Origin of the sequence: Mycobacterium sp. (assembly GCF_025965855.1) — a bacterium.
Taxonomy (GTDB): domain Bacteria; phylum Actinomycetota; class Actinomycetes; order Mycobacteriales; family Mycobacteriaceae; genus Mycobacterium.
The window spans coordinates 1-25,135 of sequence record NZ_JAOPWB010000083.1; the positions used below are offsets into that span (position 1 = coordinate 1).

29 protein-coding genes are annotated in these 25,135 nt (G+C 68.2%); 18 read left to right on the plus strand and 11 right to left on the minus strand.

The window, feature by feature from the left end; all coding sequences use genetic code 11:
• Positions 1-24 precede the first annotated feature (24 nt).
• The 7 genes from JWP83_RS06255 (at position 25) to JWP83_RS06285 (ending at position 9,071) form a co-directional block, all read left to right on the plus strand.
• Positions 25-1,011 (plus strand): DMT family transporter, encoded by a 987-nt coding sequence (locus tag JWP83_RS06255; RefSeq protein ID WP_297727324.1) that lies wholly within the window; start codon positions 25-27, stop codon positions 1,009-1,011.
• Positions 1,012-1,040: 29 nt separating this feature from the next.
• Positions 1,041-1,724 carry a hypothetical protein gene (locus tag JWP83_RS06260; protein ID WP_297727327.1) on the plus strand — a complete coding sequence of 228 codons (684 nt, stop codon included), beginning with the start codon at positions 1,041-1,043 and terminating at the stop codon, positions 1,722-1,724.
• Positions 1,721-2,635: a tRNA (adenosine(37)-N6)-dimethylallyltransferase MiaA gene (gene miaA, locus JWP83_RS06265; RefSeq protein ID WP_297727329.1), complete on the plus strand. Its 915-nt coding sequence runs from the start codon at positions 1,721-1,723 to the stop codon at positions 2,633-2,635. Before JWP83_RS06260 ends, miaA begins: the two co-directional genes overlap by 4 nt.
• Positions 2,636-2,639: 4 nt before the next feature.
• Positions 2,640-3,536, plus strand: a complete 897-nt coding sequence (gene dapF / locus JWP83_RS06270) for a diaminopimelate epimerase (protein WP_297727332.1) — start codon at positions 2,640-2,642, stop codon at positions 3,534-3,536.
• A 46-nt stretch (positions 3,537-3,582) separates the two neighbouring features.
• The gene (hflX, locus tag JWP83_RS06275; protein WP_297727335.1) at positions 3,583-5,010 is read left to right on the plus strand and encodes a GTPase HflX; all 1,428 of its coding nucleotides are present in this window, start codon (positions 3,583-3,585) and stop codon (positions 5,008-5,010) included.
• Between the two features lie 132 nt (positions 5,011-5,142).
• The gene (locus JWP83_RS06280; protein WP_297727338.1) at positions 5,143-6,303 is read left to right on the plus strand and encodes an acyl-CoA dehydrogenase family protein; all 1,161 of its coding nucleotides are present in this window, start codon (positions 5,143-5,145) and stop codon (positions 6,301-6,303) included.
• Positions 6,304-6,755: 452 nt separating this feature from the next.
• Complete coding sequence (locus JWP83_RS06285) at positions 6,756-9,071, plus strand: hypothetical protein (protein ID WP_297727341.1); 2,316 nt, start codon at positions 6,756-6,758, stop codon at positions 9,069-9,071.
• A gap of 35 nt (positions 9,072-9,106) precedes the next feature.
• Here JWP83_RS06285 and lexA read toward each other — a convergent pair whose 3' ends face one another.
• Entirely contained in the window at positions 9,107-9,820 is a 714-nt protein-coding gene (lexA, locus tag JWP83_RS06290) for a transcriptional repressor LexA (protein WP_297727344.1), read from the minus strand.
• 303 nt (positions 9,821-10,123) lie between these two features.
• Between lexA and JWP83_RS06295 the strand changes: the two genes are divergently transcribed.
• The 3 genes from JWP83_RS06295 (at position 10,124) to JWP83_RS06305 (ending at position 11,759) form a co-directional block, all read left to right on the plus strand.
• A complete protein-coding gene (locus tag JWP83_RS06295) occupies positions 10,124-10,618 on the plus strand; it encodes a LysM peptidoglycan-binding domain-containing protein (protein WP_297727347.1) in 495 nt (164 codons plus the stop codon).
• 156 nt (positions 10,619-10,774) lie between these two features.
• A complete protein-coding gene (gene nrdR, locus JWP83_RS06300) occupies positions 10,775-11,254 on the plus strand; it encodes a transcriptional regulator NrdR (RefSeq protein ID WP_067156947.1) in 480 nt (159 codons plus the stop codon).
• A gap of 10 nt (positions 11,255-11,264) precedes the next feature.
• Positions 11,265-11,759 (plus strand): peroxynitrite isomerase, encoded by a 495-nt coding sequence (locus JWP83_RS06305; protein ID WP_297727352.1) that lies wholly within the window; start codon positions 11,265-11,267, stop codon positions 11,757-11,759.
• An 8-nt stretch (positions 11,760-11,767) separates the two neighbouring features.
• On the opposite strand, the gene JWP83_RS06310 is transcribed toward JWP83_RS06305, so the two are convergent.
• Genes JWP83_RS06310 through JWP83_RS06320 form a run of 3 tightly spaced genes read right to left on the minus strand, consistent with a single transcriptional unit; the run spans position 11,768 to position 14,541 of the window.
• Entirely contained in the window at positions 11,768-12,454 is a 687-nt protein-coding gene (locus tag JWP83_RS06310) for a PhzF family phenazine biosynthesis protein (protein ID WP_297727355.1), read from the minus strand.
• 34 nt (positions 12,455-12,488) lie between these two features.
• Positions 12,489-13,520 (minus strand): alpha/beta hydrolase, encoded by a 1,032-nt coding sequence (locus JWP83_RS06315; protein WP_297727358.1) that lies wholly within the window; start codon positions 13,518-13,520, stop codon positions 12,489-12,491.
• Between the two features lie 46 nt (positions 13,521-13,566).
• Entirely contained in the window at positions 13,567-14,541 is a 975-nt protein-coding gene (locus tag JWP83_RS06320; protein WP_297727361.1) for a proteasome assembly chaperone family protein, read from the minus strand.
• Between the two features lie 218 nt (positions 14,542-14,759).
• Here JWP83_RS06320 and JWP83_RS06325 point away from each other — a divergent pair, with 218 nt between their 5' ends.
• Positions 14,760-15,587 (plus strand): trypsin-like peptidase domain-containing protein, encoded by an 828-nt coding sequence (locus tag JWP83_RS06325; protein ID WP_297727364.1) that lies wholly within the window; start codon positions 14,760-14,762, stop codon positions 15,585-15,587.
• Here JWP83_RS06325 and sthA read toward each other — a convergent pair whose 3' ends face one another.
• Positions 15,588-16,994 (minus strand): Si-specific NAD(P)(+) transhydrogenase, encoded by a 1,407-nt coding sequence (gene sthA / locus JWP83_RS06330; protein WP_297727435.1) that lies wholly within the window; start codon positions 16,992-16,994, stop codon positions 15,588-15,590. It lies immediately after the preceding gene.
• Between the two features lie 114 nt (positions 16,995-17,108).
• Here sthA and JWP83_RS06335 point away from each other — a divergent pair, with 114 nt between their 5' ends.
• Positions 17,109-18,167, plus strand: coding sequence for a DUF4192 domain-containing protein (locus tag JWP83_RS06335; protein WP_297727367.1), 1,059 nt, complete (start codon positions 17,109-17,111; stop codon positions 18,165-18,167).
• Positions 18,168-18,280: 113 nt separating this feature from the next.
• Here the strand turns inward: JWP83_RS06335 and JWP83_RS06340 are convergent, their stop codons facing one another.
• From JWP83_RS06340 to JWP83_RS06350, 3 genes are all read right to left on the minus strand, one after another.
• Entirely contained in the window at positions 18,281-18,976 is a 696-nt protein-coding gene (locus tag JWP83_RS06340) for a metal-dependent transcriptional regulator (protein ID WP_297727370.1), read from the minus strand.
• A gap of 132 nt (positions 18,977-19,108) precedes the next feature.
• Positions 19,109-20,068: a sigma-70 family RNA polymerase sigma factor SigB gene (sigB, locus tag JWP83_RS06345; protein WP_297727373.1), complete on the minus strand. Its 960-nt coding sequence runs from the start codon at positions 20,066-20,068 to the stop codon at positions 19,109-19,111.
• Positions 20,069-20,217: 149 nt separating this feature from the next.
• Positions 20,218-20,655: a DUF3099 domain-containing protein gene (locus JWP83_RS06350; protein ID WP_297727376.1), complete on the minus strand. Its 438-nt coding sequence runs from the start codon at positions 20,653-20,655 to the stop codon at positions 20,218-20,220.
• Positions 20,656-20,700: 45 nt separating this feature from the next.
• Between JWP83_RS06350 and JWP83_RS06355 the strand changes: the two genes are divergently transcribed.
• Positions 20,701-20,940 carry a DUF3039 domain-containing protein gene (locus JWP83_RS06355; protein ID WP_297727378.1) on the plus strand — a complete coding sequence of 80 codons (240 nt, stop codon included), beginning with the start codon at positions 20,701-20,703 and terminating at the stop codon, positions 20,938-20,940.
• Here JWP83_RS06355 and JWP83_RS06360 read toward each other — a convergent pair whose 3' ends face one another.
• On the minus strand, positions 20,941-21,927 hold the full coding sequence (locus JWP83_RS06360) for a YihY/virulence factor BrkB family protein (RefSeq protein WP_297727381.1): 987 nt from the start codon (positions 21,925-21,927) through the stop codon (positions 20,941-20,943).
• 64 nt (positions 21,928-21,991) lie between these two features.
• A complete protein-coding gene (locus JWP83_RS06365; protein ID WP_297727384.1) occupies positions 21,992-22,177 on the minus strand; it encodes a hypothetical protein in 186 nt (61 codons plus the stop codon).
• 133 nt (positions 22,178-22,310) lie between these two features.
• Here JWP83_RS06365 and JWP83_RS06370 point away from each other — a divergent pair, with 133 nt between their 5' ends.
• Positions 22,311-22,703 (plus strand): DUF952 domain-containing protein, encoded by a 393-nt coding sequence (locus tag JWP83_RS06370; protein WP_297727387.1) that lies wholly within the window; start codon positions 22,311-22,313, stop codon positions 22,701-22,703.
• Here JWP83_RS06370 and JWP83_RS06375 read toward each other — a convergent pair.
• Complete coding sequence (locus JWP83_RS06375) at positions 22,634-23,065, minus strand: RidA family protein (RefSeq protein WP_297727390.1); 432 nt, start codon at positions 23,063-23,065, stop codon at positions 22,634-22,636. The genes JWP83_RS06370 and JWP83_RS06375 overlap by 70 nt on opposite strands.
• Before the next feature lie 416 nt (positions 23,066-23,481).
• Between JWP83_RS06375 and JWP83_RS06380 the strand changes: the two genes are divergently transcribed.
• The 4 genes from JWP83_RS06380 (at position 23,482) to JWP83_RS06395 (ending at position 25,109) form a co-directional block, all read left to right on the plus strand.
• Positions 23,482-23,907, plus strand: coding sequence for a nuclear transport factor 2 family protein (locus tag JWP83_RS06380; protein WP_297727393.1), 426 nt, complete (start codon positions 23,482-23,484; stop codon positions 23,905-23,907).
• Positions 23,908-23,963: 56 nt separating this feature from the next.
• Positions 23,964-24,143 carry an FAD-dependent oxidoreductase gene (locus JWP83_RS06385; protein ID WP_297727396.1) on the plus strand — a complete coding sequence of 60 codons (180 nt, stop codon included), beginning with the start codon at positions 23,964-23,966 and terminating at the stop codon, positions 24,141-24,143.
• Between the two features lie 149 nt (positions 24,144-24,292).
• Positions 24,293-24,832 carry a hypothetical protein gene (locus tag JWP83_RS06390; RefSeq protein ID WP_297727399.1) on the plus strand — a complete coding sequence of 180 codons (540 nt, stop codon included), beginning with the start codon at positions 24,293-24,295 and terminating at the stop codon, positions 24,830-24,832.
• A gap of 70 nt (positions 24,833-24,902) precedes the next feature.
• A complete protein-coding gene (locus tag JWP83_RS06395) occupies positions 24,903-25,109 on the plus strand; it encodes a three-helix bundle dimerization domain-containing protein (RefSeq protein WP_297727402.1) in 207 nt (68 codons plus the stop codon).
• Positions 25,110-25,135: the final 26 nt, after the last annotated feature.

Here is a 25,135-nt window from a genome sequence, read left to right on the forward strand (position 1 = left end):
GCGCGACGCTGGTGAGGGGTCCCTATGACGAAAGTTGAGGTCGCAGCGCTTATCGCGTTGTGCGCGGCGCTGGCCTCTGCTATCGGCGATGTGATCCGGCAGCGATCCGCGCAGGAGATCACGGACAAGGAAGTCGGCCACCTCGAGCTGTTCCGCATGTCGCTGCGCGACAAGCGGTGGTGGCTCGGCGGCCTGGCCGCGATCACCAACTACGGCCTGCAGGCCGGTGCGCTGGCGTGGGGGTCTGTGGTGCTCGTGACGTCGTTGCAGGTGACCGCGCTGCTGTTCGCGTTGCCGATCTACGCACACCTGAGCAAGCATCGCGTGACCCGCTGGGAGTGGACCTGGGCGCTAGTGCTGGCGGGCGCGTTGGGGGTGGTGATCATCGTCGGCGACCCGACCTCCGGCCACCAGCGAGCGCCGCTGTCGACGTGGCTCATCGTGGCCCTGGTGATGGGCCCGGCGCTGGTGCTGTGCGTGCTGGCGGCGCGGGTCTGGACGGGTCGTGCGGTCGCGGCGGTGCTGCTGGCCGTGGTCGCGGGTTCGTCGCTCGCCCTGTTCGCGGTGCTGACCAAGGGCGTCGTCGAGGTGGCCGAGGCGGGCCCGGGTGCCGTGGTGAGCGCGCCCGAATTCTACCCCTGGCTGGTGGTCGCTCTGTGCGGAATGGTCTTTCAGCAGTCCGCCTTCCGCGCCGGCGCGCTGACGGCTTCCTTGCCGACGATGACCGTGGCCAAGCCGGTGTTGGCCGGCGTGCTCGGTATCACGGTGCTCGGCGAGACGCTGAACACCGAGGGCCCCGCCGCGTTCGTGCTGGTTTCGGCGGTGGCGTTGATGATTATCGCGACCGTCGCCCTGGCGCGCGGGGAGGCCGCCTCGCTGGCGGCGGGGACGGGGCAAGACGTCGCCGCGCCGCGAGAAGCGTTGGCCGCGCAGGACGCCCCGCTGCCCGAGGTCCCTCCCGCTGCGGGTATGTCCCCGCCGGCGCCGGGGGGAAGCCGGACGATCACGTAGCTTCGTTTCCCGCTCGTTAGTGTGGTTGCGTGCTGAGCGCCATCGCGATCGTTCCCTCCGCGCCGGTGCTCGTTCCCGAGCTGGCCGGTGCGGCCGCCGCCGAGGTGGTCGACCTCACCGCGGCGGCCCTGGCGGCGGCCGCCTTGTTGCCACCGCGCTGGGTGGCCGTCGGAACGGGCCGGGCCGACGAGGTCTTGGGTCCCGGCTCCAGCGGCACCTTTGCGGGCTTCGGTGTTGACGTGCCCGTTCACCTGTCGCCGCACGCACGCCGGCCCGCCGAATTCCCGGTGTGCGCGCTGCTGGCCGGCTGGTTGCGCGGCCGGGCCAGGCCCGAAGCCAGCGTGCAGGTTCGCGTCTACCGCGCCGACCACGACGCCGACATCGCGGTGGCCCACGGCAGGCGACTGCGCGCGGAGATCGACCGGGCGCCCGATCCTGTCGGCGTGCTGGTGGTGGCCGACGGCGCCAACACCCTCACACGGGCCGCCCCCGGCGGCCATCACCCGGACGACGCCGATGCGCAACTGGCCCTGGACGACGCGCTGGCCAACGGCGACGCCGCCGCGCTGGCCCGGCTGCCGCCGCAGATCCTGGGGCGGGTCGCGTTCCAGGTGCTGGCCGGCCTGAGCGAGCCGGGGCCGCGGTCGGCCAAAGAGCTCTACCGGGGTGCGCCCTACGGTGTCGGCTACTTCGCCGGCGCCTGGCAACCATGAGGCCGCTCGCGATCATCGGGCCCACCGGTACGGGTAAGTCGCGTCTGGCGCTGGACGTCGCCGAGCGGCTCGGCGGGGAAATCGTGAACGCCGACGCGATGCAGCTATATCGCGGCATGGACATCGGCACCGCCAAGCTGCCCGTCGAGCGGCGCCGCGGCGTTCCCCATCATCAGCTCGACGTCCTGCACGTCACCGAGACCGCCACCGTCGCCCGCTATCAGCGGGCCGCCGCCGCGGACATCGAAGCGATCGCCGCCCGGGGCGCGGTGCCGGTGATCGTCGGCGGCTCGATGCTCTACGTCCAGTCCCTGCTGGACGACTGGTCGTTTCCGGCGACCGATCCCGCGGTGCGGGCCCGTTGGGAGCAGCGGCTCGCCGAGGTGGGGGTGGGCGAGCTGCACGCCGAGCTGGCCCGCCGGGACCCGGCCGCGGCCGCATCGATCCTGCCGACCGACGGCCGGCGCACGGTGCGCGCCCTGGAGGTTGTCGAGCTCACCGGGCAGCCGTTCGCCGCCTCGGCGCCGCGCATCGGTTCCCCGCGCTGGGACACGGTAATCGTCGGATTAGATTGCGACACAAGGCTTCTCGATGAAAGGTTGGCCCGCCGCACCAACACCATGTTCGACCAGGGGCTGGTCGACGAGGTCCGGGGCCTGCTGCGTGACGGCCTGCGCGACGGGGTCACCGCCTCGCGCGCCCTGGGCTACGCGCAGGTGCTGGCGGCGCTCGACGCCGGCGGCGGACCGGACCAACTGCGCGACGCGCGCGAGCAGACGTGCGTGGGCACCCGGCGCTATGTGCGACGGCAACGGTCGTGGTTTCGCCGGGATCACCGCGTGCATTGGCTCGACCCCGACCCCGCTCGCGTCGTCGACGACGCGTTGCGGGCGTGGCGGCACGTATCCTGATCTGGTGATCTTCGCCAAGGGCCACGGCACGCAGAACGACTTCGTGCTGCTGCCCGACCTCGACGCCGGGCTGGCGCTGACTGCCGCCCGGGTGGTCGCGGTATGCGACCGGCGCCGGGGGCTGGGCGCCGACGGGGTGCTGCGGATCACCACCGCGGGCGCCGCGGTGGCGGCCGGAGTGCTCCAGCGCCTGCCGGACGGTGTCGGCGCCGGCGACTGGTACATGGACTACCGCAACGCCGACGGGTCCGTCGCGCAGATGTGCGGCAACGGCGTGCGGGTGTTCGCACACTACCTGCGGGCCGCCGGCCTGGAATCCCGCGATGAGTTCGTCGTCGGGTCGCTGGCCGGCGCGCGACCGGTCACCCTGCATCACGCGGGCAACACCAACGCCGACGTCACCGTCGACATGGGCAAGGCCAACCGGCTGGGCAGTGGGGGGGAGGCCTTTGAAGCCGTAGTCGGCGGCAGGCGGTTCGCCGGCCTGGCGGTTGACGTGGGCAACCCGCACCTGGCCTGCGTCGACCCGCAGCTCGACGCCGAAGGCCTCGCGGCCCTGGATGTGGGAGCGCCGGTGCAGTTCGACCGCGCCCAGTTCCCGGACGGCGTCAACGTCGAAGTGCTCACGTCGCCGGTCTGGGGACCGGCCGGGAGCTCAGTCCGGATGCGGGTCCATGAGCGCGGGGTGGGAGAGACCCGCTCGTGCGGCACCGGAACGGTCGCGGCCGCCGTCGCCGCGCTGGCGGACGCCGGCGCCGATACCGGGACGCTGACCGTGCGGGTGCCCGGCGGTGACGTCGTCGTCACCGTCACCGACGCCACCAGCTACCTGCGCGGACCGTCGGTGCTGGTGGCCCGTGGCGAACTCAGCGAGGAATGGTGGGACGCACAAGGGCGTTAAATGAGGTGCGCTGCACCGATTTAGCGTGCACTATTGCTAATTGCCTATGACGAATCCCGAAACCCCCTTTCACAGTCAGCCGGATTTGGAGCCCAGTGCGGGCGAACTCGCCCTCGAAGACCGATCAGCGCTGCGCCGGGTCGCCGGGCTGTCCACCGAACTCGCCGACGTTTCCGAGGTCGAGTACCGCCAGCTGCGACTCGAACGCGTGGTGTTGGTAGGGGTGTGGACCGAAGGCAGCGCCGCCGACAACCAGGCCAGCATGGCCGAGCTGGCGGCCCTGGCCGAAACCGCCGGCTCGCAGGTGCTTGAGGGCCTGATCCAGCGCCGCGACCGGCCCGACCCGTCGACCTACATCGGTTCGGGCAAGGCGGCCGAACTGCGCGAGGTGGTCCTGGCAACCGGCGCCGACACCGTCATCTGCGACGGCGAACTGTCCCCGGCGCAGCTGACCGCGCTGGAAAAGGCCGTGAAGGTCAAGGTCATCGACCGCACCGCGCTGATCCTGGACATCTTCGCCCAGCACGCCACCAGCCGGGAGGGCAAGGCCCAGGTGTCGCTGGCCCAGATGGAGTACATGCTGCCCCGGCTGCGCGGCTGGGGTGAGTCGATGTCACGGCAGGCCGGCGGCCGCGCCGGCGGCAGCGGCGGAGGAGTGGGCCTGCGCGGTCCGGGTGAGACCAAGATCGAGACCGACCGGCGTCGCATCCGCGAACGGATGTCCAAGCTGCGCCGCGAGATCAAGGACATGAAGCAGGCCCGCGACACCCAGCGCAGCCGCCGGCTGCACAGCGACATCCCGTCGATCGCCATCGTCGGCTACACCAACGCCGGGAAGTCCAGCCTGCTCAACGCGCTGACCGGGGCCGGGGTGCTGGTGCAGGACGCGCTGTTCGCCACCCTCGAACCCACCACCCGGCGCGCGGAATTCTCGGACGGCCGGCCGGTGGTGCTCACCGACACCGTCGGCTTCGTGCGGCACCTGCCCACCCAGCTGGTCGAGGCGTTCCGCTCCACGCTGGAAGAAGTCGTCGACGCCGATCTGCTGGTGCACGTGGTCGACGGCTCCGATGTCAACCCGCTGGCCCAGATCAACGCGGTCCGCCAGGTGATCTCCGAAGTGATCGCCGACCATAACGGCGACCCGCCCGCCGAGCTGCTGGTGGTCAACAAGGTGGACGCCGCGAGCGATCTGACGCTGGCCAAGCTTCGGCATGGGCTGCCCGGGGCGGTGTTCGTGTCCGCGCGCACCGGCGAGGGCATCGACGCGTTGCGGCGGCGGATGACCGAGCTCGCCGCCCCCACCGACACCGCCGTGGATGTGGTGATCCCGTACGACCGGGGTGACCTGGTGGCCCGCCTGCACGCCGGCGGGCGCGTCCAGCAGGAGGAGCACAACGCCGACGGCACCCGCATCCGGGCCCGCGTGCCCGTGGCGCTGGCCGCCAGCCTGCGCGAGTTCTCCACCCACTGAGCGCGTTGGTGCCGCACCGAAACTGAAACCACGCGGGCCCTGCGCAGACCCCACCGACTGCCGACCAACCGTCTGGTTGGTATATCTTGGGCGGCAGAGTCCCCATTCGCCGGAGGTCAGCGGAGGTTATCCATGGGCAGTGCCATCAAGTACGAGCGCACTCTTTTCGAGCCCGAGCACGAATTGTTCCGCGAGTCCTACCGCGGCTTCCTCGATCGCCACGTGGCGCCCTACCACGACGAATGGGAGAAGGCGAAGATCGTCGACCGCGGCGTGTGGCTCGAGGCCGGCAAGCAGGGCTTCTTGGGCATGGCGGTGCCCGAAGAGTACGGCGGCGGCGGCAACCCCGACTTCCGCTACAACATGATCATCACCGAGGAGACCACCGCCGGGCGCTACAGCGGCATCGGTTTCGGCTTGCACAACGACATCGTGGCGCCCTACCTGCTGGCGCTGGCCACCGAAGAGCAAAGGCAGCGCTGGTTGCCCAAGTTCTGCACCGGGGAGCTGATCACCGCGATCGCGATGACCGAGCCGGGAACCGGCAGCGACCTGCAGGGCATCAAGACCCGCGCGGTCAAGCAGGGCGATCACTACGTGCTCAACGGGTCAAAGACCTTTATCACCAACGGAATCAATTCCGACCTGGTGATCGTGGTGGCGCAGACCGACCCCGGCAAGGGCGCGCAAGGCTTTTCGCTACTGGTTGTCGAACGCGGCATGGAGGGTTTCGAGCGCGGCCGCCACTTGGACAAGATCGGGCTGGACGCCCAGGACACGGCCGAGCTGTCGTTCACCGACGTCAAGGTGCCGGCCGAAAACCTGCTCGGCGAGGAGGGCATGGGATTCATCTACCTCATGCGGAACCTGCCGCAGGAACGGATCGGGATCGCCATCATGGCCGCCGCGGCGATGGAGCAGGTGCTGGAACAGACGCTGCAATACACCAAGGAGCGCAAGGCTTTTGGCAAGCCGATCGGCAGCTTCCAGAACAGCCGTTTCGTGCTCGCCGAGCTGGCCACCGAGGCCACCATGGTGCGCATCATGGTCGACGAGTTCGTCCGGTTGCACCTCGACCACAAGCTGACGGCCGAGCAGGCCGCAATGGCCAAGTGGTATTCCACCGAGAAGCAGGTGTACCTGATCGACCGCTGCCTGCAACTGCACGGCGGATACGGCTACATGCGCGAATATCCCGTCGCCCGAGCCTATCTCGACGCCCGGGTGCAGACGATCTACGGAGGCACGACCGAGATCATGAAGGAGATCATCGGCCGCAGCCTCGGCGTCTAGCAATCTTGTTGCCGCGCAAGGACTGAGGCATATCCGCCCGGGTGGCCCGATAATGAATGGCCCAATTGGTCTATTGGCCGTGTAGATTGACGACCAGCTAACCGCTTCGCGTACCGTCGGCACATGCGTTTCTCGTATATCGACTGCGCAGTCACACATCGCCAAGCGGGCGATCATAGCGCCGGTAAGCGCGGTTGTTCGCGGTACGGGCATGGTCCGGCATCATTTCGACATCGGCGCGGTCTCCGTTTCCGCAATTTTCGTAATTTGACTTCGCATTTATGGTCGGCAAGGGCAAAGTTATGCGAGCCCGGCGATAATGCGGTTCGTAACGGGGTTACTTCCACGCGGTGGGGGTATGGCCCGCTCGCAGGGTCTGCAGGTGCTTGCATGGCCAGGGATAGGGGCCTATCCGTCGGCTGGGAGGCTTGGTGAACGGGCAGAGAGGTCGAATGCGCAAGCTGATCGGGCGCGCGCTGGTCGGCATGGCGACCACGGTGCTGGCGGCCGCATTGCTGGCGCCCACCGCTTCCGCATCCCCGATAGGCGACGCCGAGGCCGCCATGATGGCCGCCTGGGATAAGGCCGGCGGCGACACCTCACCGCTTGGCGCCCGAAAGGGCGACGTGTACCCCGCCGGCGACGGGTTCGCGCTGGACTTCGACGGCGGCAAGATGTTCTACACCACGGACACCGGCGCCAAGTTCGTCTACGGGCCGATCCTGGACAAATACGAGTCGCTGGGCGGTCCGGCCGGCAGCGATCTGGGGTTCCCCACCATCAACGAGGTCCCCGGCCTGGCCGGACCCGACAGCCGAGTGGCCACCTTCTCGGCCAGCGACAAGCCCGTGATCTTCTGGACTTCCGACCACGGCCCGTTCGTGGTGCGCGGCGGGCTGAACGCCGCGTGGGACAAGCTCGGCAGCTCGGGCGGCGTTCTCGGAGCTCCGGTCGGGGACGAAACCTACGACGGTGAGGTCACTTCCCAGAAGTTCAGCGGCGGCGAGATCTCCTGGAACAGGAAAACCAAGGAGTTCGCCACCAACCCGGCGGCACTGGCCGACCAACTGAAGGGCCTGCAGGTCGCCATCGATCCGACCGCGGCCATCAACATGGCCTGGCGCGCGGCCGGCGGCGCCGGTGGCCCGCTGGGCGCCAAGCAGGGTGGGTCGTATTCCATCGGCGGTGATGGAGTCGCCCAGAACTTCGCCGGCGGCAAGGTGTTCTTCAGCCCGGCCACCGGCGCGAACGCCCTCGAGACCGACATCCTCGCCAAGTACGAGTCGCTGGGCGGGCCGGCCGGCAGCGACCTCGGTTTCCCCACCGCCAACGAGTCCGACGGCGGTATCGGGCCGTCCAGCCGGATCGCCACGTTCGCCGCGGCCGACAAGCCGGTGATCTTCTGGTCCTCCGACCACGGCGCGTTCGTCGTGCGGGGCGCGATGAAGGCCGCGTGGGACAAGCTCCGCGGTCCCAGTGGCAAGCTCGGCGCCCCGGTCGGCGATCAGGCCGTGGACGGCGACGTGATTTCGCAGCAGTTCACCGGCGGCAAGGTCGCGTGGAACCGGGCGAAGAACTCCTTCAGCACCGACCCCTCGAACCTGGCTCCCTTGCTGTCCGGCCTGCAGGTGTCCGGTCAGAACCAGCCGAGCACCGCGGCGATGCCCTCGCACGCCAAAAAGTTCACCTGGCAATGGTGGTGGCTGCTCGCCGCGATCCCGGTGCTGGTGCTGGTCCTGCTGGCGGTGTTGCTGGCCGTCGTGTGGCGCCGGCGCCGCGCGCGCCGGGGCGCCCCCGCCTACGAGCCCGAGCGGGACCTGGTTGCCGCCGGCTACGAGGGCCCGGCTGAGGGGCACTGGATGCACGACGACGCCGATCTCGCCAGCGACCACTTCCCGCCCGGCGACCTACCACCGGAACATCAGCCGCCGGACGATGCCGGGCCGGCGCCGCGCGTCAGTTGGACCCGCGCAGCCGAGGCCGAGGAGGCCTCGGGTCGTTTCGAGGCCGGGGCGACCGAGGAAGACGAAGATCCCGACGCGGTGGACACCGATTCCATCCCCCTCGTCTCGGAGGCCGCCATGGCGGGGGCCGGCTACGGGTATGTCCCCGACGCGGCGGATGTCCCCGGCGCGGGGGATGTCCCCGAGGCGGGGGCCTATCCGGAGGCCGGATACCCCGAGGTCCCCGGGGAGGAGTCCACCTACCTGGAGGTCGCGGACGCCGGCTACGAGGACGCCGAATATGCCGACACCGAGTATGTGACCGGCTATGAGGACGCCGAGTATGCGGAGGCCGGGTATCCCGACGTCGCCGTTCCGCGCACCCCTCCGGAGGCGGCCTACGTTGGCGACGTGCCGGTTGCCGGGGAACCGGATGGCGAGTATCCGGATGTCGCGATTCCGCTTGCCGCGCCCGACGTCGTCCCTCCGGAGGCCGGGGACGCCCCGCCCGCCGACGCCGTCGTTCCGGACGGCCCCGAGGGCGCGGAGCCCCGGGCCGGGCGCCATGCGGCCATGGACGAGCAAGACCCTTCGGAATTGGCCCCCGACGGGGCCAACGCCGCGCCGGTTCCCGGTGGGCGCCCGACGATCCACCTGCCGCTGGACGATCCGTACCAGGTGCCCGACGGATATCCGATCAAGGCCAGTGCCCGCTTCGGGCTGTACTACACCCCGGGCAGCGAGCTCTACCATGACACGCTGGCCGAAATCTGGTTGGCCAGTGAGGAAGTCGCGCAGGCCAACGGCTTCATCAAGGCCGACTGAGCCGGCCGCTCCAGCGGAACCCCGCCGAGCGCTAGCTAGACCTTGCGGATCACCGTGACGACCTTGCCGAGCACGGTCGCGTCGTTGCCCGGTATGGGATCGAACGCCGGGTTGTGCGGCATCAGCCACACCTGACCGCCGGCGCGCTTGAACGTTTTGACGGTGGCCTCGCCGTCGATCATGGCGGCGACGATGTCGCCGTTGTCGGCGACGTGCTGCTGCCGCACCACCACCCAGTCGCCGTCGCATATCGCGGCCTCGACCATCGAGTCGCCCACGACCTTGAGCAGGAACAGCGTGCCCTCGCCGACCAGCTCACGGGGCAGCGGGAAGACGTCTTCGACGGCCTCTTCGGCGAGGATCGGTCCACCGGCGGCGATGCGCCCGAGGACCGGGACGTAGGTGGGTTCCGGCAGCGCGTCGGAACCGGCGACTTCGGTGACCGGCGCCGCCCTCGTGTGATCCTCGCTGCCGCGGACGTCCACGGCCCGGGGGCGGTTCGGGTCGCGGCGCAGGAACCCCTTGCGCTCCAGCGTGCGCAGCTGGTGAGCCACCGAAGACGTCGACGTCAGGCCGACGGCGTCGCCGATTTCCCTGATGCTCGGCGGGTAACCGCGGCTGGTGACCGACTCGCGGATGACGTTCAGGATGGTGCGCTGCCGTTCGGTCAGCGATGAATCAACGGAATGCAACCGGCCTTCTGAGCCCGCGGACGAGCTGGTTGATGGGGTGTCGTTGCTGTCGCTCATGCAGTGAATGTAGCGGCACCGCGGCAAAGAATCAAACATGTGTTCGACTGGCGTGTCGCGACGGCGGGACCGGGGCCCGAGGGCCCTTCAAATGACTCCGAATAACAAGCGTATAACTTTCGCGGCGATCGGGTATTTGAAGCCCATGTCCGCCATGTCAGAGGTCCGCGCCCACGAACTTGTCGGTGGCGTGGTCTAGCGTTTTGCTCGCTCGACACGCTTCGCTCAAACGTTCGGCCATCGAACACACGAGCGACTATAGTCGAACACACGAGCGAGAACTACTTGACCGGAGGAACGCAGATGACAATCACATACACGGTCTCCCCGCGTACCAGCAGCGTTCGGCGCCCGGTCAACGGACCGGTGCAGGGGCTTCGCGCCGGCCGGGACGGGTCGGCCCGCTCCCGCCGGCCCGGCCCATCCAGGCCGGCGGGAGCGCCACCGCGTTACTACGGCACCGGCGTCGCGATGTCCGTCGCCCCCCATCGCAGGCGTCCCGTCACCTTGGTGACGACGCTGGGGCTGGCGCTGGCCGCCGGAATCGTCACCCTGTGGCTGGGTCTGGTCGCCAACATCGGACAGGCAGTCAACGGCGACTTGGCGGGATCGGCCGCACAGGTGCCCGATCGGCTGGCCGTCGTGCGGGTTGAACCCGGTGAGTCCCTGCAGGATGTCGCTCACCGGGTGGCGCCGGACGCCCCGGCTCGCCAGGTTGCCGATCGCATTCGCGAACTCAACGACCTGAACTCCCCGGCGGTGGCCGCGGGCCAGACGCTGATCGCGCCGGTCGGCTGACCCGGCGAATCGCGAAAAGCTCGCCCTGCCAAGGCTCCTCGGCTCCTACCGAGGTGAGCATGCGCACGCCGGGGCGGTGTTGGCCCGGCGGGGGAGAGCACAGGTACGCTCGGAGTGTTCTGCGGACCCGCAGGTGAGCACGGCGAAGGAGCGGTCATGCACTGTCCGTTCTGCCGTCATCCCGATTCCCGGGTGATCGACTCACGGGAGACCGATGAAGGCCAGGCGATTCGGCGCCGCCGGTCCTGCCCCGAATGTGGACGGCGGTTCACCACCGTCGAAACGGCGGTGTTGGCCGTGGTCAAACGCAGCGGTGTCACCGAGCCCTTCAGCAGGGAGAAGGTCGTCAGCGGCGTGCGTCGGGCCTGCCAGGGCCGACAGGTCGACGACGACGCGCTGAATCTGCTTGCCCAGCAAGTGGAAGACACCGTGCGCGCCGCGGGGTCGCCCGAGGTCCCCAGCCACGAGGTGGGCCTGGCCATCCTGGGCCCGCTGCGCGACCTCGACGAGGTGGCTTACCTGCGCTTCGCCTCGGTGTATCGGTCGTTTTCGTCCGCCGAGGACTTCGAGCGCGAGATCGAGGCGCTGCGCGCGCACCGCAACGCACCGACGGATCCGGAGCCGGCCACTCGTTAGGCTGACGTCCATGCCGCCTGACTTGCATCCCGATCTCGAGGCGCTGGCACCCCTGCTGGGGACGTGGGCCGGTCGGGGCACGGGTAAGTACCCGACGATTCCGCCCTTCGAATACTTCGAGGAAGTCGTCTTCTCCCACGTGGGCAAGCCGTTTCTGGCCTACGCGCAAAAGACCAAGGCGGCGACCGACGGCAAGCCCCTGCACGCCGAGACGGGATATCTTCGCGTGCCGCGGCCCGGCCACGTCGAGCTGGTCCTGGCCCACCCGAGCGGTATCACCGAAATCGACGTGGGCACCTATTCGGTGACCGGCGACCTCATCGAAGTCGAGCTGTCCACCAGTCCCGCCGGGGCGGTCGGCCGAGCGCCGAGCGCCAAAGAGGTGACCGCCCTTGGCCGTTCGCTGCGCATCGAGGGCGACGAGCTGTCCTATTCCGTGCAGATGGGCGCGGTGGGGCAGCCTTTGCAGGACCACCTCGCCGCTCTGTTGCGCCGGCAGGGCTGAGCCGTGTGTCAGTCGACCTGTCTGACACCGTCGTTGACGACACGCCCGCCCACCCCGACCCAGCCCTCGGGATTCCACGTGGTTTCGATGACCGAGCCCTTGCCCTGGGTGATGCGCAGGTCGCGGCTGAGGTAGTCGGTGATCCGCATCGCCGCCGAGCCGGTCGCCTCGTCTTCCTGCACACCGAGGTTCGCGGCGAACATCCGGGCGCGCAGCGACCCGGCGGGCCGGTCGGCCCAGGCCCATAGGTAGTGCGCGGTGTCGTCGGGAAAGTCGGCCGGGTCGGCGGCGAGAAGGTCGTCGGCCGAATCGAATTCGTGGATGGCCACTTCCGGTGCCCATTCCGAGCGGGCGCTGACGCCCGTCACGTCGCCCTGATGACTCACCTGCACGAGGCCGGCCGGCACCTGCAGGGTTTTGATCGGCCAACCGTTCTCGCGCAGCCACCACGACGCGCCGACGGTCGGGTGCCCGGCGAACGGAAGTTCGGTGCGAGGGGTGTAGATCCTCGCGTGCGCGGTGGCCGAGCCGGCGGCCGGAAGATCGATGAATACCGTTTCGCTGTAGCCCAATTGGGTCGCCAGCCGCTGCCGGTCCGGCGGTGCGACCCGGCCGGCATCGACCACACCGAGCGGATTACCGAAATTCCCGTCCGGATCGGTGAACACGCGCAGCACCGTCACGTCGATACCCATGGCCCGACTGTACGGGCCGGCCCGGATGAACCGGTCAGGTGGCGCTGCGCTCGTCGGAGCCCATGGCGTTCAGGACCGCGACGCGGGTGTCCGCCGGGCCCGTGACCGTCTTCTCGCCGCCCCCGGTCCGGAGCAACTCGCGCAGGGCGGCCTGATTGTATTCGGCGGGTTCGGTGCTGTCGATGAAGCGCTGCACGACGTCGATGAAGCGGGCCGGGTCGTCGTGGAACGGGAAGTGGCCCGAGCCCTCGAAGATCTCGAGGCGGGAGCCGGGCATCGCGGCGTGCGCCATCCAGGCGTGACGGACGGGGACCACCACATCCTTGGTGCCCCAGACGATCTGCACCGGGATGGCCTCGGTCAAATAACATCGGTCCAGCATCGTCACGATCTGCCCGCGCCAGTCCACCACCGCCCGCAGGGTGCGGCTGAACGCCGCCGAGGCCGTCGGCTCCGGCAGATCATCGAGGATGCGCAGCACGTTGGGCAGATCGTGGCCCAGCCCGGTCGATCCGATCGCCAGCCCCGCCAACTTCCCCGCGAGCTGCACCGCCGGCAGCACGAGGGGCAACCGCAGCAGCGCCAGCGCCTCGCTGCCCATCGGCAACGAGGCCAGCCGGAAGACGACGTTGACGTCCTTGGTGACACCGCCCGCGGCGACCAGGATCAGCCGGTCGACCAAATGCGGGAACTGGTAGGCGAATTGCATGGCCACCCCGCCGCCCAGCGAATGGCCGATGATCGTCACCCGCTCGATGTCGAGCACGGACAGCAGGTCACGCATCCCGTTCGCATAGGCGGCCGCCGAGTAGTCGGCGCGCGGTTTGTCGGATTTCCCGTGACCCAGCAGGTCGGGGGCGATGACCGTGAATCGCTGTGCGAGCTTGGCCTGCACGGCGTTCCAGGTGGTCGAGTTGTCACCGATGCCGTGGAGCAGCAAAATCGCCGGCCCGGAGCCGGCGATGCGGTAGGCCCGCTTGTAGCCGTGAATGGTGCGGAACTCGAGCGAGGGTGCGGTGACTTCGCGCACCGGGCGAAGATTGCTCTTGCGCTTCCGCTCGGTCATCTCCACCAACCTTGGTGTCGGCCCGGGCTATGGGCGTCTTGAAACGTCACGCCTGGTCGTCGTCGTCGATCTTCTTCTCGGCCTGCTGGGCAAGGAATCGCTCGAACTCTGCGCCAAGCTCGTCGCCGCTAGGCAGGTCCCCGTCGCGAGTTAGTAACGACCTGTTCTCCTGAGCGTCGATGAACGCATCGTACTGGCGCTCGAGCGCAGCCACCACTTGAGCCACCTCCGCGCTCGCCTGGACCTGCTCATCGATCTTGGCCCGGATCTCCGCCGCGGCTTCGGTCAGCGCCGACAGCGGCAGCTCCAGCGATCCGCTCTTGGCGACCTGCTCGAGCAGCGCCTGCGCGGCGGCGGGGTAGTCGGTCTGCGTCAGGTAGTGCGGGACGTGCACCGTGAAGCCGACGACCTCGTGACCGTGCTGGGCCATCCGGTATTCCAGCAGGTTGGACGCGCTGCCGGGGACCTGGATCTCCGAGATCCAGGGCTGGAAGTCGGCGATCAGTTCCTTGTCGTTGGAATGCGCGGTCAGCGTGATCGGCCGCGTGTGCGGGACCGCCATCGGAACGGTGCCCAGGCCGATAGTCCGCCGCACATCCAGCCGCTCGGCCAGCAGGCGCACCGCGGTGATGAAACGCTCCCACTTCAGGTCGGGCTCCATCCCGGCCAGCAGGAGAAACGGGGTGCCGACGCTGTCGCGCAGGGTGTACAGGCTCAGCTCCGGATCGTCGTAGTGGGTGAAGTGATCGGTCTTGAACGTCATCAACGGCCGCCGCGAGCGGTAATCCAGCAATTCGTCGATCGCGAACGACGCGACCAGCTCGGTGTCCAGTGCTGCCTTCAGATGGGTGGCGGCCAGCCGGATCGCGTGGCCGGCGTCGGAGAAGCCCTCCAAGGCGTGCACCAAAACCGGGCCGCGGCCGTCGGCCGTCGACAACTGGGGTGCAGGGAACTCCAGCTCGTACATGCCGGACTGTCCTGGCTGGTCGAATTCGTCGTCTGGGTTTTGAGCGTGGGCCATCGGGGTTTCCTCCTTTCGGGGGTTGCTCCAGGGTGCCCTGGCCAGTGTCCCCCGAATCACCGGGCACCAATAATGAAACAGCTAACTCCGTGCAGTTTTCATCTTGGAAACGCGCTAACGCGCGAACGTAATCCGCATGTCGGCCAGCAAACGCGCCGGCGCGCGGCGTGGGGCCGTGGTCTGCTGCTGAGGCCGTGGTCAGGCATGATGTACACCAAATGCGCATACCGATGCTGTTGCTGAGCTCGGGGGTCGGCCTGGCGACGTTGCTGACGTCGTGCACCCGGCCCGCCGACGATGCCGCGCGCCCTATCGTGTCCGCTCCCGTGGCCACGGGGCCGCTGGTCCAGCGGCTCAGCCAGCCCCAACAGAAGGCGGTCGCGGGCCCGGTGGACCCCGACAGGCGCGTCGGCGCGATCTTCATCAACGATGGCCCCCTGCACGTCTGCACGGGTTCCGTAATTCATTCGGCGGGCGGCAACCTGGTGATCACCGCCGCGCACTGCCTGGCCGGAGCCGCCAAGCTGATCTTCGTCCCGGGGTTCGCCGGTGATGCCGCGCCCGCCCCCGCCGATATGTGGAAGGCCGACGCGGTCTACCTCGATCCGCGCTGGACCGCCGGCAAGGATCCGCACGCGGACTACGCGATCGCACGGGTCAGCAACGACGCCGGTGTTTCGGTCGAGTCACACGTCGGCCTGGCGCTGACCCTGGGCGCCGCACCCCCTCCGGGCAGCCACATCACGGTCGTGGGCTACCCGGCCGGCGTCGGTGGCTCGCCCATCGGCTGCCAGGCCAGCACCTCGGTCAACGACGCCGGTTTTCCGTTGATCCCCTGCGAGGGCCTGGTGGACGGCACCAGCGGCGCGCCCTGGGTCAGCGGTACCACTCTCACCGGGCTGATCGGGGGCTTCGAGCGCGGCGGGTGCGCCGCGAACGTGTCGTACTCGGCGCCGTTCGACGCCCAAACCGCGCAATTGCTGGCCCGCGCGGAGGCCGGCGGTCCCGGCGACCCGGTGCCCAACGACCTCGACGACAGCTGCTGATCAGCGGCGGAACTGGCTGAGAGCCCGCATCTTGTTCGTCACGTCCAGCGCGGCCACCTTGTAGGCCTCGGAGAACGTCGGGTAGTTGAACACCGCGTCGACCAGGTAGTCGACGGTGCCGCCGCACCCCATCACAGCCTGCCCGATGTGCACCATCTCGGTGGCGCTGGTGCCGAAGATGTGCACGCCGAGCAGCGTGCGATCGTCGGTGGACACCAGCAGCTTGAGCATGCCGTAGGAGTCGCCGGCGATCTGGCCGCGGGCCAGTTCCCGATACCGTGACACCCCCACCTCGTAGGGGATGGAGTTCTTGGTCAGCTCCACCTCGGTGGAACCGACATAGGACACCTCCGGAATCGAGTAGATGCCGATCGGTTGCAGCGCGGTCATACCATCGCATGGCTCACCGAATGCGTGGTATGCCGCCAGTCGCCCCTGATCCATCGACGTCGCGGCCAGCGCCGGGAAGCCGATGACGTCGCCGACGGCGTAGATGTGGTCGACCTTGGTCTGGAACCGGTCGTCGACGAAGATCCGTCCGCGGTGATCGGTCTCCAAGCCCGCGTTGTCCAGATCTAGATGCTCGGTTTGCCCTTCCCTCCCAGCGGAGTACATCACCGTCCCGGCAGGTATCTGCTTCCCGCTGGCCAGGGTGGTGACGGTGCCCGAGGCGCCAACGTCCACGGCGGTTACTTCCTCGCCGAACCGGAAGGTGACCGCCAGATCGCGCAGGTGGAATTTCAGCGCTTCGACGATCTCCGGGTCGCAGAAGTCCAGCATGTTGTCCCGCTTTTCCACCACGGTCACCTTGGTGCCCAGCGCGGCGAACATCGAGGCGTACTCGATCCCGATCACCCCGGCGCCAACCACGACCATCGAGGCCGGGAGCGACTTGAGATCGAGGATCCCGTCGGAGTCGAGCACCCTATCTTCGTCGAACTCGACCCCGGACGGCCGCACCGGCTTGGTGCCGGTAGCGATGACGATGAAGTCGCCGCTGACCGTGATTCGCTCGGCCTGGGCGTCTTCCTCGACCATGACGGTGTGTGGGTCGACGAAGCGGGCGTGACCCACGATCAGGTCGATCCGGTTGCGCATCAACTGCGAGCGCACCACGTCGACCTGCTTGCCGATCACGTGCTGGGTTCGCGCCAGCAGGTCGGCCGGGGTGATCTTGTCCTTGACGCGGTAGCTCGCGCCGTAGAGCTCGCGCTGGCTCATGCCGGTGAGATAGACCACCGCCTCGCGCAACGTCTTTGACGGGATCGTTCCGGTGTTGACGCAGACCCCGCCGAGCATTTTGCCGCGTTCGACGATCGCAACGGACTTGCCCAGCTTGGCTGCGGCGATAGCGGCCTTCTGCCCGCCCGGCCCCGAACCGATTACGACGATGTCGTACTCACGCATCGAACTCATGAGATAGACCATAGAGCCCACAGTCCAGACTTTCTCCACAGACGAGCCGCTCGATCCTGTTGCGCGGGCACGGCCTGACGGTGCCAGCCGTCAGCGTTGGTGCCCATGACGACGCATCAACCCGATTTCAAGCTCAATCGTCCCGGAGCGCTGATCGCGGCGCTGCCGGCCGTTCTCGGCTTCGTTCCGGAGAATTCATTGGTGTTGGTGTCGCTCGAACACGGTGAACTGGGGTCGGTGATGCGGGTCGACCTCTGTCAGGAGCTCGTCGACCGGGTTGGGCACCTCGCCGAAATCGCCGCCGCCGCCGAGCCGGAGGCCGCGATCGCGGTGATCGTCGACGCCGACGGCGCGCACTGTCCGGGCTGCAACGACCAACACCGGCAACTGTGCGAGGAGCTCACAGAGGCGTTGTCGCAGCACGGAATTCAATTGTGGGCCGCGCACGTGGTGGATCGGGTGGCCCGCGGCGGGCACTGGCATTGCGTGGACGGCTGCGGTTCCGGCGGCTCGGTCGACGATCCGTCGGCGTCGCCGTTGGCCGCGGCGGCGGTGCTCGACGGCAGGCGGCTCTACCCCCGGCGCGCCGACCTGCAGGCGGTCATCGCGGTCGACGACCCGGCGCGCAGCGCCGAATTGGCCGATGCGGTCCGGCGGCAGGCGGCGCAGCGGGAGGCGGCCCAGCGCGCCGATCCGACGGGGTGCCGGCGCCGCGACGTGCAAAACTCGATGGCCGCCGCCTCCCGCGTCGCCGGCGGCGAAACCCTGTCCGCGGCCGAGCTTGCGGTCTTGGGCTGCGCGCTGAGCGATGTGCAGGTGCGCGACACGCTGTATGCCCTCGCGGTCGGCGAGAGGGCGGGCGAAGCCGAGTCGCTGTGGGCGCAGCTGGCGCGCACCCTGCCCCCACCTTGGCGGGTCGAGGCCCTGGTGTTGCTCGCGTTCAACGCCTACGCCCGCGGCGACGGCCCGCTCGCCGGCGTGTCGCTGGAGGCCGCGCTGCGTTGCTGCCCCGGCCATCGGATGGCGGGCATGCTGGACCAGGCGTTGCAGTCCGGCGTGAAGCCCGATGACATCCGGGAACTGGCGGTCACCGGCTACCGGCTGGCCAAGCGGTTGGGGGTGCGGTTGCCGCCGCGACGCGCGTTCGGGCGCCGGGCGGGGTAGTGGCGATCGCGAGCGCGGCGAAGCCGGGCGAAGCGGGTCGTCACCATCTGTCGTAGTGGCGATCGCGAGCGCGGCGAAGCCGGGCGAAGCGGGTCGTCACCATCCGAATGGGTTCAGACCTTCTCGACCTTGACGGCGTGGGCCATCTCGTGCGGCAGGGTGACATTCTCGTGGCCCGGAATGAGGATGGTGACCCCACCGCCGGCCGGGCTGGTCTCGACGGTCACCCGTGCGTTGGGAACGACGCCGGCGTCCTTGAGGCGGGTGATCAGATCGATGTCGCCCTGGACGTGTTCGGTGAGCTGGCGGACGACCACCGCCACCGGCGATCCGGCGGGCAGCTCGGTCAACCGGACGAGATTCGCGTCGTCGCCGCCGGATTTCGGGCCCACGCCGAGGTCCAAAAGACCCGGGATCGGGTTGCCGAAGGGGGAGGTGGTCGGGTTGTTGAGCACCTTCAACAGCCGCCGTTCGACGTCCTCGCTCATCACGTGCTCCCACCGGCATGCCTCGGCGTGCACTTCTTCCCAAGGCACTCCGATGACGTCGACGAGCAGTCGTTCGGCGAGGCGGTGCTTGCGCATCACGGCGATCGCCAGCTGTCGGCCCTTGTCGGTGAGCTCCAAATGGCGGTCGCCGGCGACGTGGAGCAATCCATCCCGCTCCATGCGGGACACGGTCTGACTGACGGTCGGACCGCTCTGTTCGAGGCGTTCGGCGATCCGGGCGCGCAGCGGCGTGACGCCCTCTTCTTCGAGGTCGTAGATGGTCCGCAGGTACATCTCGGTGGTATCAACCAGCTCGTTCATCCAGCACCCTCCGTTGACGCTGAGTCTACTTGGCCAGCTGCACGAATGGGTGTAACGCTGCCCAGGCAAGCAGTATGCCCGCCGCTGGCGCGGCGGGCATACCGTCTTGCTACCTGGCTCTAGTTGGGGGCCTCAGCTCGCATACGACCGCAGCCGATCGGCGCGGTCGCCGTTGCGCAGCTTGGACATCACGTCACGCTCTATCTGGCGGACCCGCTCGCGGGACAGCCCGAACAGCTTGCCGATCTGATCCAGCGTGCGCGGCTGGCCGTCGTCCAGGCCGAAGCGCAGCCGGATGACCTGGTGCTCGCGCTCGTCGAGAGTGGCCAGCACACTGCGGATGTCGGTGTGCAGCAGCTCGGCGATCACCGCGTTCTCCGCGGACATCGCCTCGGCGTCCTCGATGAAATCGCCCAGCGGAGCCTCTTCCTCGGAGCCGACGGGCATGTCCAGGCTCACCGGGTCGCGGCTGTGTTCGAGCAGGTCGTTGATCTTCTCGACCGGGATGCCGGATTCGGCGGCGAGTTCCTCGTCGCTGGCTTCGCGGCCGAGGTTCTGGTGCATCTCCCGCTTGATCCGCGCCAGCTTGTTGACCTGCTCAACCAAGTGGACCGGCAGCCGGATGGTGCGGCTCTGGTCGGCCATGCCGCGGGTGATGGCCTGGCGGATCCACCAGGTGGCGTAGGTCGAGAACTTGAATCCCTTTGTGTAGTCGAACTTCTCCATCGCGCGGATCAGGCCGAGGTTGCCCTCCTGGATGAGGTCCAGCAACGGCATCCCCCGACCCGTGTAGCGCTTGGCCAGCGAAACCACCAGGCGCAGATTCGCTTCCAGCAGGTGGCCGCGCGCCGCCTGGCCGTCGCGCGCGACGGCCTCTAGATCGCGTTTGCGGTTCTCGCCGAGGCGCTTACGAGTCTCCAGCAGATGCTCGGCATAGAGTCCGGCCTCGATCCGCTTGGCCAGCTCGACTTCGCCCGCCGCGTTGAGCAACGCCGTCTTACCGATGCCATTGAGATACACGCGCACCAGGTCCGCTGCGGGGCTTTGGGCATCCAGATCGCCGTCGATCCTGCTTGTGCTGGCATTCGCCATAGCGACCTCCCGTTCGGCTTTGCACTGTCATGACGTACAACGATGGATCCGCCCAGGGAGTTCCCACCCAGGCGCGATCTCACACGACTTGACGTGCAGAAATGTGCCGACGACCTGAGAATGTCCTGAGAAGTGCGACGCGCGGGCGCTTAGCCGGAACCGTCGTCGCGGGGGTCTCGGCCCCGCGGGTGGGTTTGCGGTTCTTGGGGTCGGCGGGGCTCGAGCGCCGGGTGCTCGGCCGTGGGGAACAGGGGAGTGCGCCGCCGCGACTGCTCGAACCGCCTCGGCTCGTCGGAGCGGCGCGGGGGCCGGTCGTTGGCGATCAGCACCGCCATCCACGGCAACGGCACGGAGGCTGCCACGATCAGCAATGAGATCAGACCGTTGTGCCAGGCGCCGTAAGCGAGTGCGGCCAGGATCAGCGCCGGAACCCGAAACGCCATCAGGGTCAGGTACTTACGCACCCGGGCGCGATGCTCCTCTTCATACGAGGGAGCGGCGGAGGTGATGAGGACCGGGCGGCTGGTGTCGTCGAAGCCGTCGAACCCTGGCTCTTCGCCGCGCTTCATACATCCACTGTCCCACAACTGATCGATTCCGGTACCGGCGAGTTAAGGGGCACAATGTGAGGCATGCAGACCCAGACGATCGAACGCACCGAGACCGACGAACGCGTCGACGACGGGACCGGCAGCGATACCCCGAAATACTTCCACTACGTCAAGAAGGACAAGATCGCCGAGAGCGCGGTCATAGGCAACCACGTGGTGGCGCTGTGCGGTGAGGTGTTTCCCGTCACCCGGGCGGCCAAGCCCGGCTCCCCGGTCTGCCCCGACTGCAAGCGGATCTACCAGCAGCTCAAGAAGGGCTGATCAGGCCGGCGGCTCGGCCGTCGCGATCTCGGTCGGCGTCGTGGGGGTAGGCGGCAAATCCGTCGCCCGCCTGAGGGCGTTTGAGCGCACCAGCACCCAGTTGCGCAGCCGATGGGCATGCGTCCTCGGCGCGGGGAATTCCTCCTGGATGGCGGCGTTGAGTTCGGCGCCGAGCATGATCGCGAAACCGCCGAAGAACGCGAACAACAGGAACGCGATCGGCGTGGACAGCGCGCCGTAGGTGTACCCGGTGCTGGTGATCCACCTCAGGTAGAACCGCAGGCCCAGGGTGGCGATCAGGAACACCGCCGTGGCCAGCGCGGCACCCAGCACGAGCCGATGGGTCGGCAGCGGCACCGGCAGCGTCACCCGGTACAGGAATGTGATCCCTACCGTCAGGCCGAGGATCAGCGCCGGGTAATAGCCGTAGCGCAGAACGTTTGCCAGGCCAACCGGGATGTGTTCGCTCACCGTGCGCGGGCCCACCACCATCACCGGCGCGGCCGCCACCACGAACACCAACATCACCACGTAGAGGAACAGCGCGAAGAGCCGCTGTCGCACCGGGTGGCGCAGCGGGGTCTGGTCATGCGCCTCCACCACGGCGTCGACGAACGACGAGATCGCCGACGACCCCGCCCACAGCGAGATCAGGAAACCCAGCGACACCACTTCACCGCGCGCGTTGGCGGTGATGTCGCGGATGGTCGGCTCGATGATCTCGTTGACGACGCTCGGCGAGAAAAAGCTATGGGCCGTCGAGATGATGCTTTTCTCGATCGCGGACAGCGTGTCCTTGCCGAACAGCGGCGCCACGTAGGCCAAGCTGCCCAAGATTCCCAACAACAGGGGCGGTGTGGACAGCGCCGACCAAAAACCCGCCTGGGCCGACTCGGAGAAAATCGAGTCGTCCCAGCTTTTCGCCAGGGTCCTCAGACTGATTCGCCAGACGTGGTGGCGGGACGGCCGTGCAGCAGCAGCGCTCATACCCATCCAGCATTACCGATGACCGCCCCCGCAGCCCACATTGCCGGGGGCGAGTTCGGCCGGACTAGCTTTCGCTGACCTCCAGCACGGCGTCGTGCTCGGTCAGCTTCGACTGGTGCTGGTTGGCGTGGTGCTGGCAGAAGAGAAGCTCAAGTCCGGAAGGCAGCTTGGCGCGGACTCGAGCCGCGGCACCGCAGCGATCGCAGCGGTCCGCCCTAGTGAGCTCGGGACTGGTCAGAGTTGCGTACATGGCTTCTCCGTTCTCGTTCATTCACTGTCTCAGACGTGTGGCGTTTTCGCCTTGTTCCCCGATCGTTGTCGGGTGTGTCGTTTCTCACGACTTTTCCCGGGCTTATTCGGGCGGCGCTTTAGGGTGAACGACTGTGACGTTTCCTCCCGACGTCCTGGTGCACCTGTGTGGGCTCGAGGAGTGGTCGCATGCCCGCGATCGGGGTGGGATTCAGCCCGACGCGCCCGGTCCGGACGCCCCGGCCGGGTTCATCCACCTATCGACCCCCGAGCAGGTACACCTGCCGGCCAACCGGCTCTACCGCGGCCGCTACGACCTGGTACTGCTGCACATCGACCCGGCGCTGCTGGGTTCGCCGCTGCGCTGGGAGCCCGGGGTGGCAACGGATCCGGAGTCCATGCTGTTCCCGCATTTGTACGGCCCGCTGCCGGCGCGCGCCGTGATCGGGGTCACCGCTTATCCGCCGGCACCGGATGGGACGTTCCCGCCGGTGGCATCGCCGGACTCCGGCGCCGAGCCGATGTAGGCGTCGGCCTCGATCTCCACCAGGAACTCGGGTGCGATCAGTGCCGAAACCTCGACCATGGTCGCCGCTGGGCGGATTTCGCCGAACGTCCGTGCGTGCACCGCCGCGACCTTACGCCAGCGTGAAATATCGGTCACGTAGATGCGGGTGCGCACCACGTCGGTGAGGGCGGCGCCCGCCTGCTGGAGCGCAATCTCGATGCGGCGCAGGGCGTCTCGCGTCTGGGCGGCGATATCACCGGTGGGTCGGGCGCCGGTTGTTCCGGCCACCGCCACGTGCGGGCCGACGCGCACCGCGCGCGAATAACCGACCGCCGACTCGAAGTCGGATCCGGACGAGACCATTTTGCGGTTGGCTGACATGCGATCACCGTACGATGGCGGCCCGCGGGGCGCAGTCCCGTGTCCGGATTTACCGCGATTCGGCTTGGCTGCGAACGGTTCTGGCGCGTGGGTCGTCGCCAACCGTCCCGAATGCTTTACGCACGTGGCCGCTGGTGGTAGGAGTGCTGTGTGGGCAAAACACCGGCACTCTTGCGCTCACGCGCTGTCGCCGTGCCTGCGGTGACAACCGCGGTGACCGGCTGCCATAACTCGGCACGAAGTTCGTCGCCGACCGTTTCGTTGAACCAAGAGGTCCGCGACGGGAAGTTCGCGTTTACGGTGACGCGGGTCAGCATGGGGACGCCAAACATCGGAATCCGCACCGCGCAAGGAACTTTCGTGGTCGACCGCGCATATTCTCCCGGCGCGGCCGTACAGGTGCTCGGAGTGCGCCGATGACGACGCGCGGAATTTCGCAGGGCGCTCTCCTTGCGCAGGAGGCGTGCTTCGCGCGGGCCTTCGCGGCCCGCGATCCGGCGGTCGCGCGGGACCTCTATCAGCCGGACGTGGTGTACGTGAGCCCGACGGTGCGCCTCTTCGATTGGCCGGCTCGAATCGACGGCGTCGAGCGCACGCTCGAGTTCATCACGCTGACCATTCAGGGCTGCATGGAAATCCGCTACGAGGCAGTGGATTACGCCATTACGCCCGGCGCGGACGTCGCGTTTGTGTTGGTGCGGTTCGACTGGACCCAGGGAGCCGAACGCCTGCGCTCGACCTACGTGGTTGTCTACCGCTACCTCGACGGCCGGATCGCCCGCCAGGAGCTGTACTACGACCCCAGCGGCGCGCTGGAGCGACTCGGGCCGGCCGCGTCGTGAATTCGCGTTGTGCCTGAACTGAAATCAACCGGCGACGGCCGGCATAACATTCCGCCATGATGCGCGTCGCGGTCGTAGGTGGTGGCGCTGCAGGCGTGCTCGCCGCGGTACATCTCCGCCGGAGCAAACCGGAAGCGCAGATCACGCTGATCGACGCGTCCGGTCATCCCGGCACCGGTGCGGCGTATGGCCGCGCCGCGCCCGGGCCGCAAGTGACCCGCGGTGCGGTGAACTGAGGCTGCCGCCCGGTCAGTCGAGGTAGTCGCGCACTAGGGACGGCTAAGCATTGTGCCTGACCTGCAAAGACGAGCTCACAGTCGAGCACTGTAATGCTAAATATCCTGGACTGAGCTAACTTCCTGAAACAGTCGAGAGAGGTTACGCGATGCCCGCCAATCCAACATATCCCGACGCCATGCCGGCCACGCTGAAAATCAATCCAGCATATCCGCGCGTGCCCCTCCCCGCCGGCGCCGTCCGCGTCGACGACTGGGAGCTCGGCCGCACCGGCGCGGACGGCATGCCGAATGTTTATCGCGGGTTCGCAGGGACGCGGCGGGTCGTCGGCTGCGACGAACGTGATCGTGACATTGCGGTCGAGGTCACCGGTCTGCAACACGGGGACAGCAGCGTTGAGCGCACGGTCTCCGTGAGCGAGATCGACGGGCCGCCGCTGACACCGGCTACGGCCCGCGAGCTTGGCACCGCGCTCATCGCGGCCGCCGACGAAACCGACGAGATGGCCGGCTGCGACCAGATCGAGGCCGCCGATGATCCGGCGCTAACCGGGATTCCGTTATGCGATCTCATCGAAGAGGCGGTTAGGCGCCTCGGGTCACTCGACGAGGTCGCGCGCCAGGTCGGCGTGCCCAGGGACGAATTCGAGGCGTTCATGGGGGACGCCAAGACCGCCGACGCTACCTAAACCGCAGCCCAGACCCGGCGGGCCGCTGGCGCTCTTGCCACGTCTGTCTGAGCGGTGCCACGCTGGCAGCGTGATCGAGAAAAAGAGGAGCGAGCAAGACGCCATCGGTGACGTCGTCGAGCGGCTCACTCACAAGTACTCGGCCGTGCCGCCGTTGACGGTCGCCGACATCGTTCACAAAATGCACGCCAAGTTCGACGGGCGCCCGGTGCGCGATTTTGTGCCGCTGTTCGTCGAACGCAACGCAACATCAGAGCTGGCGAAGGTCGACGCCTAGGCCGCCGCCCGATTCAACGCACAACC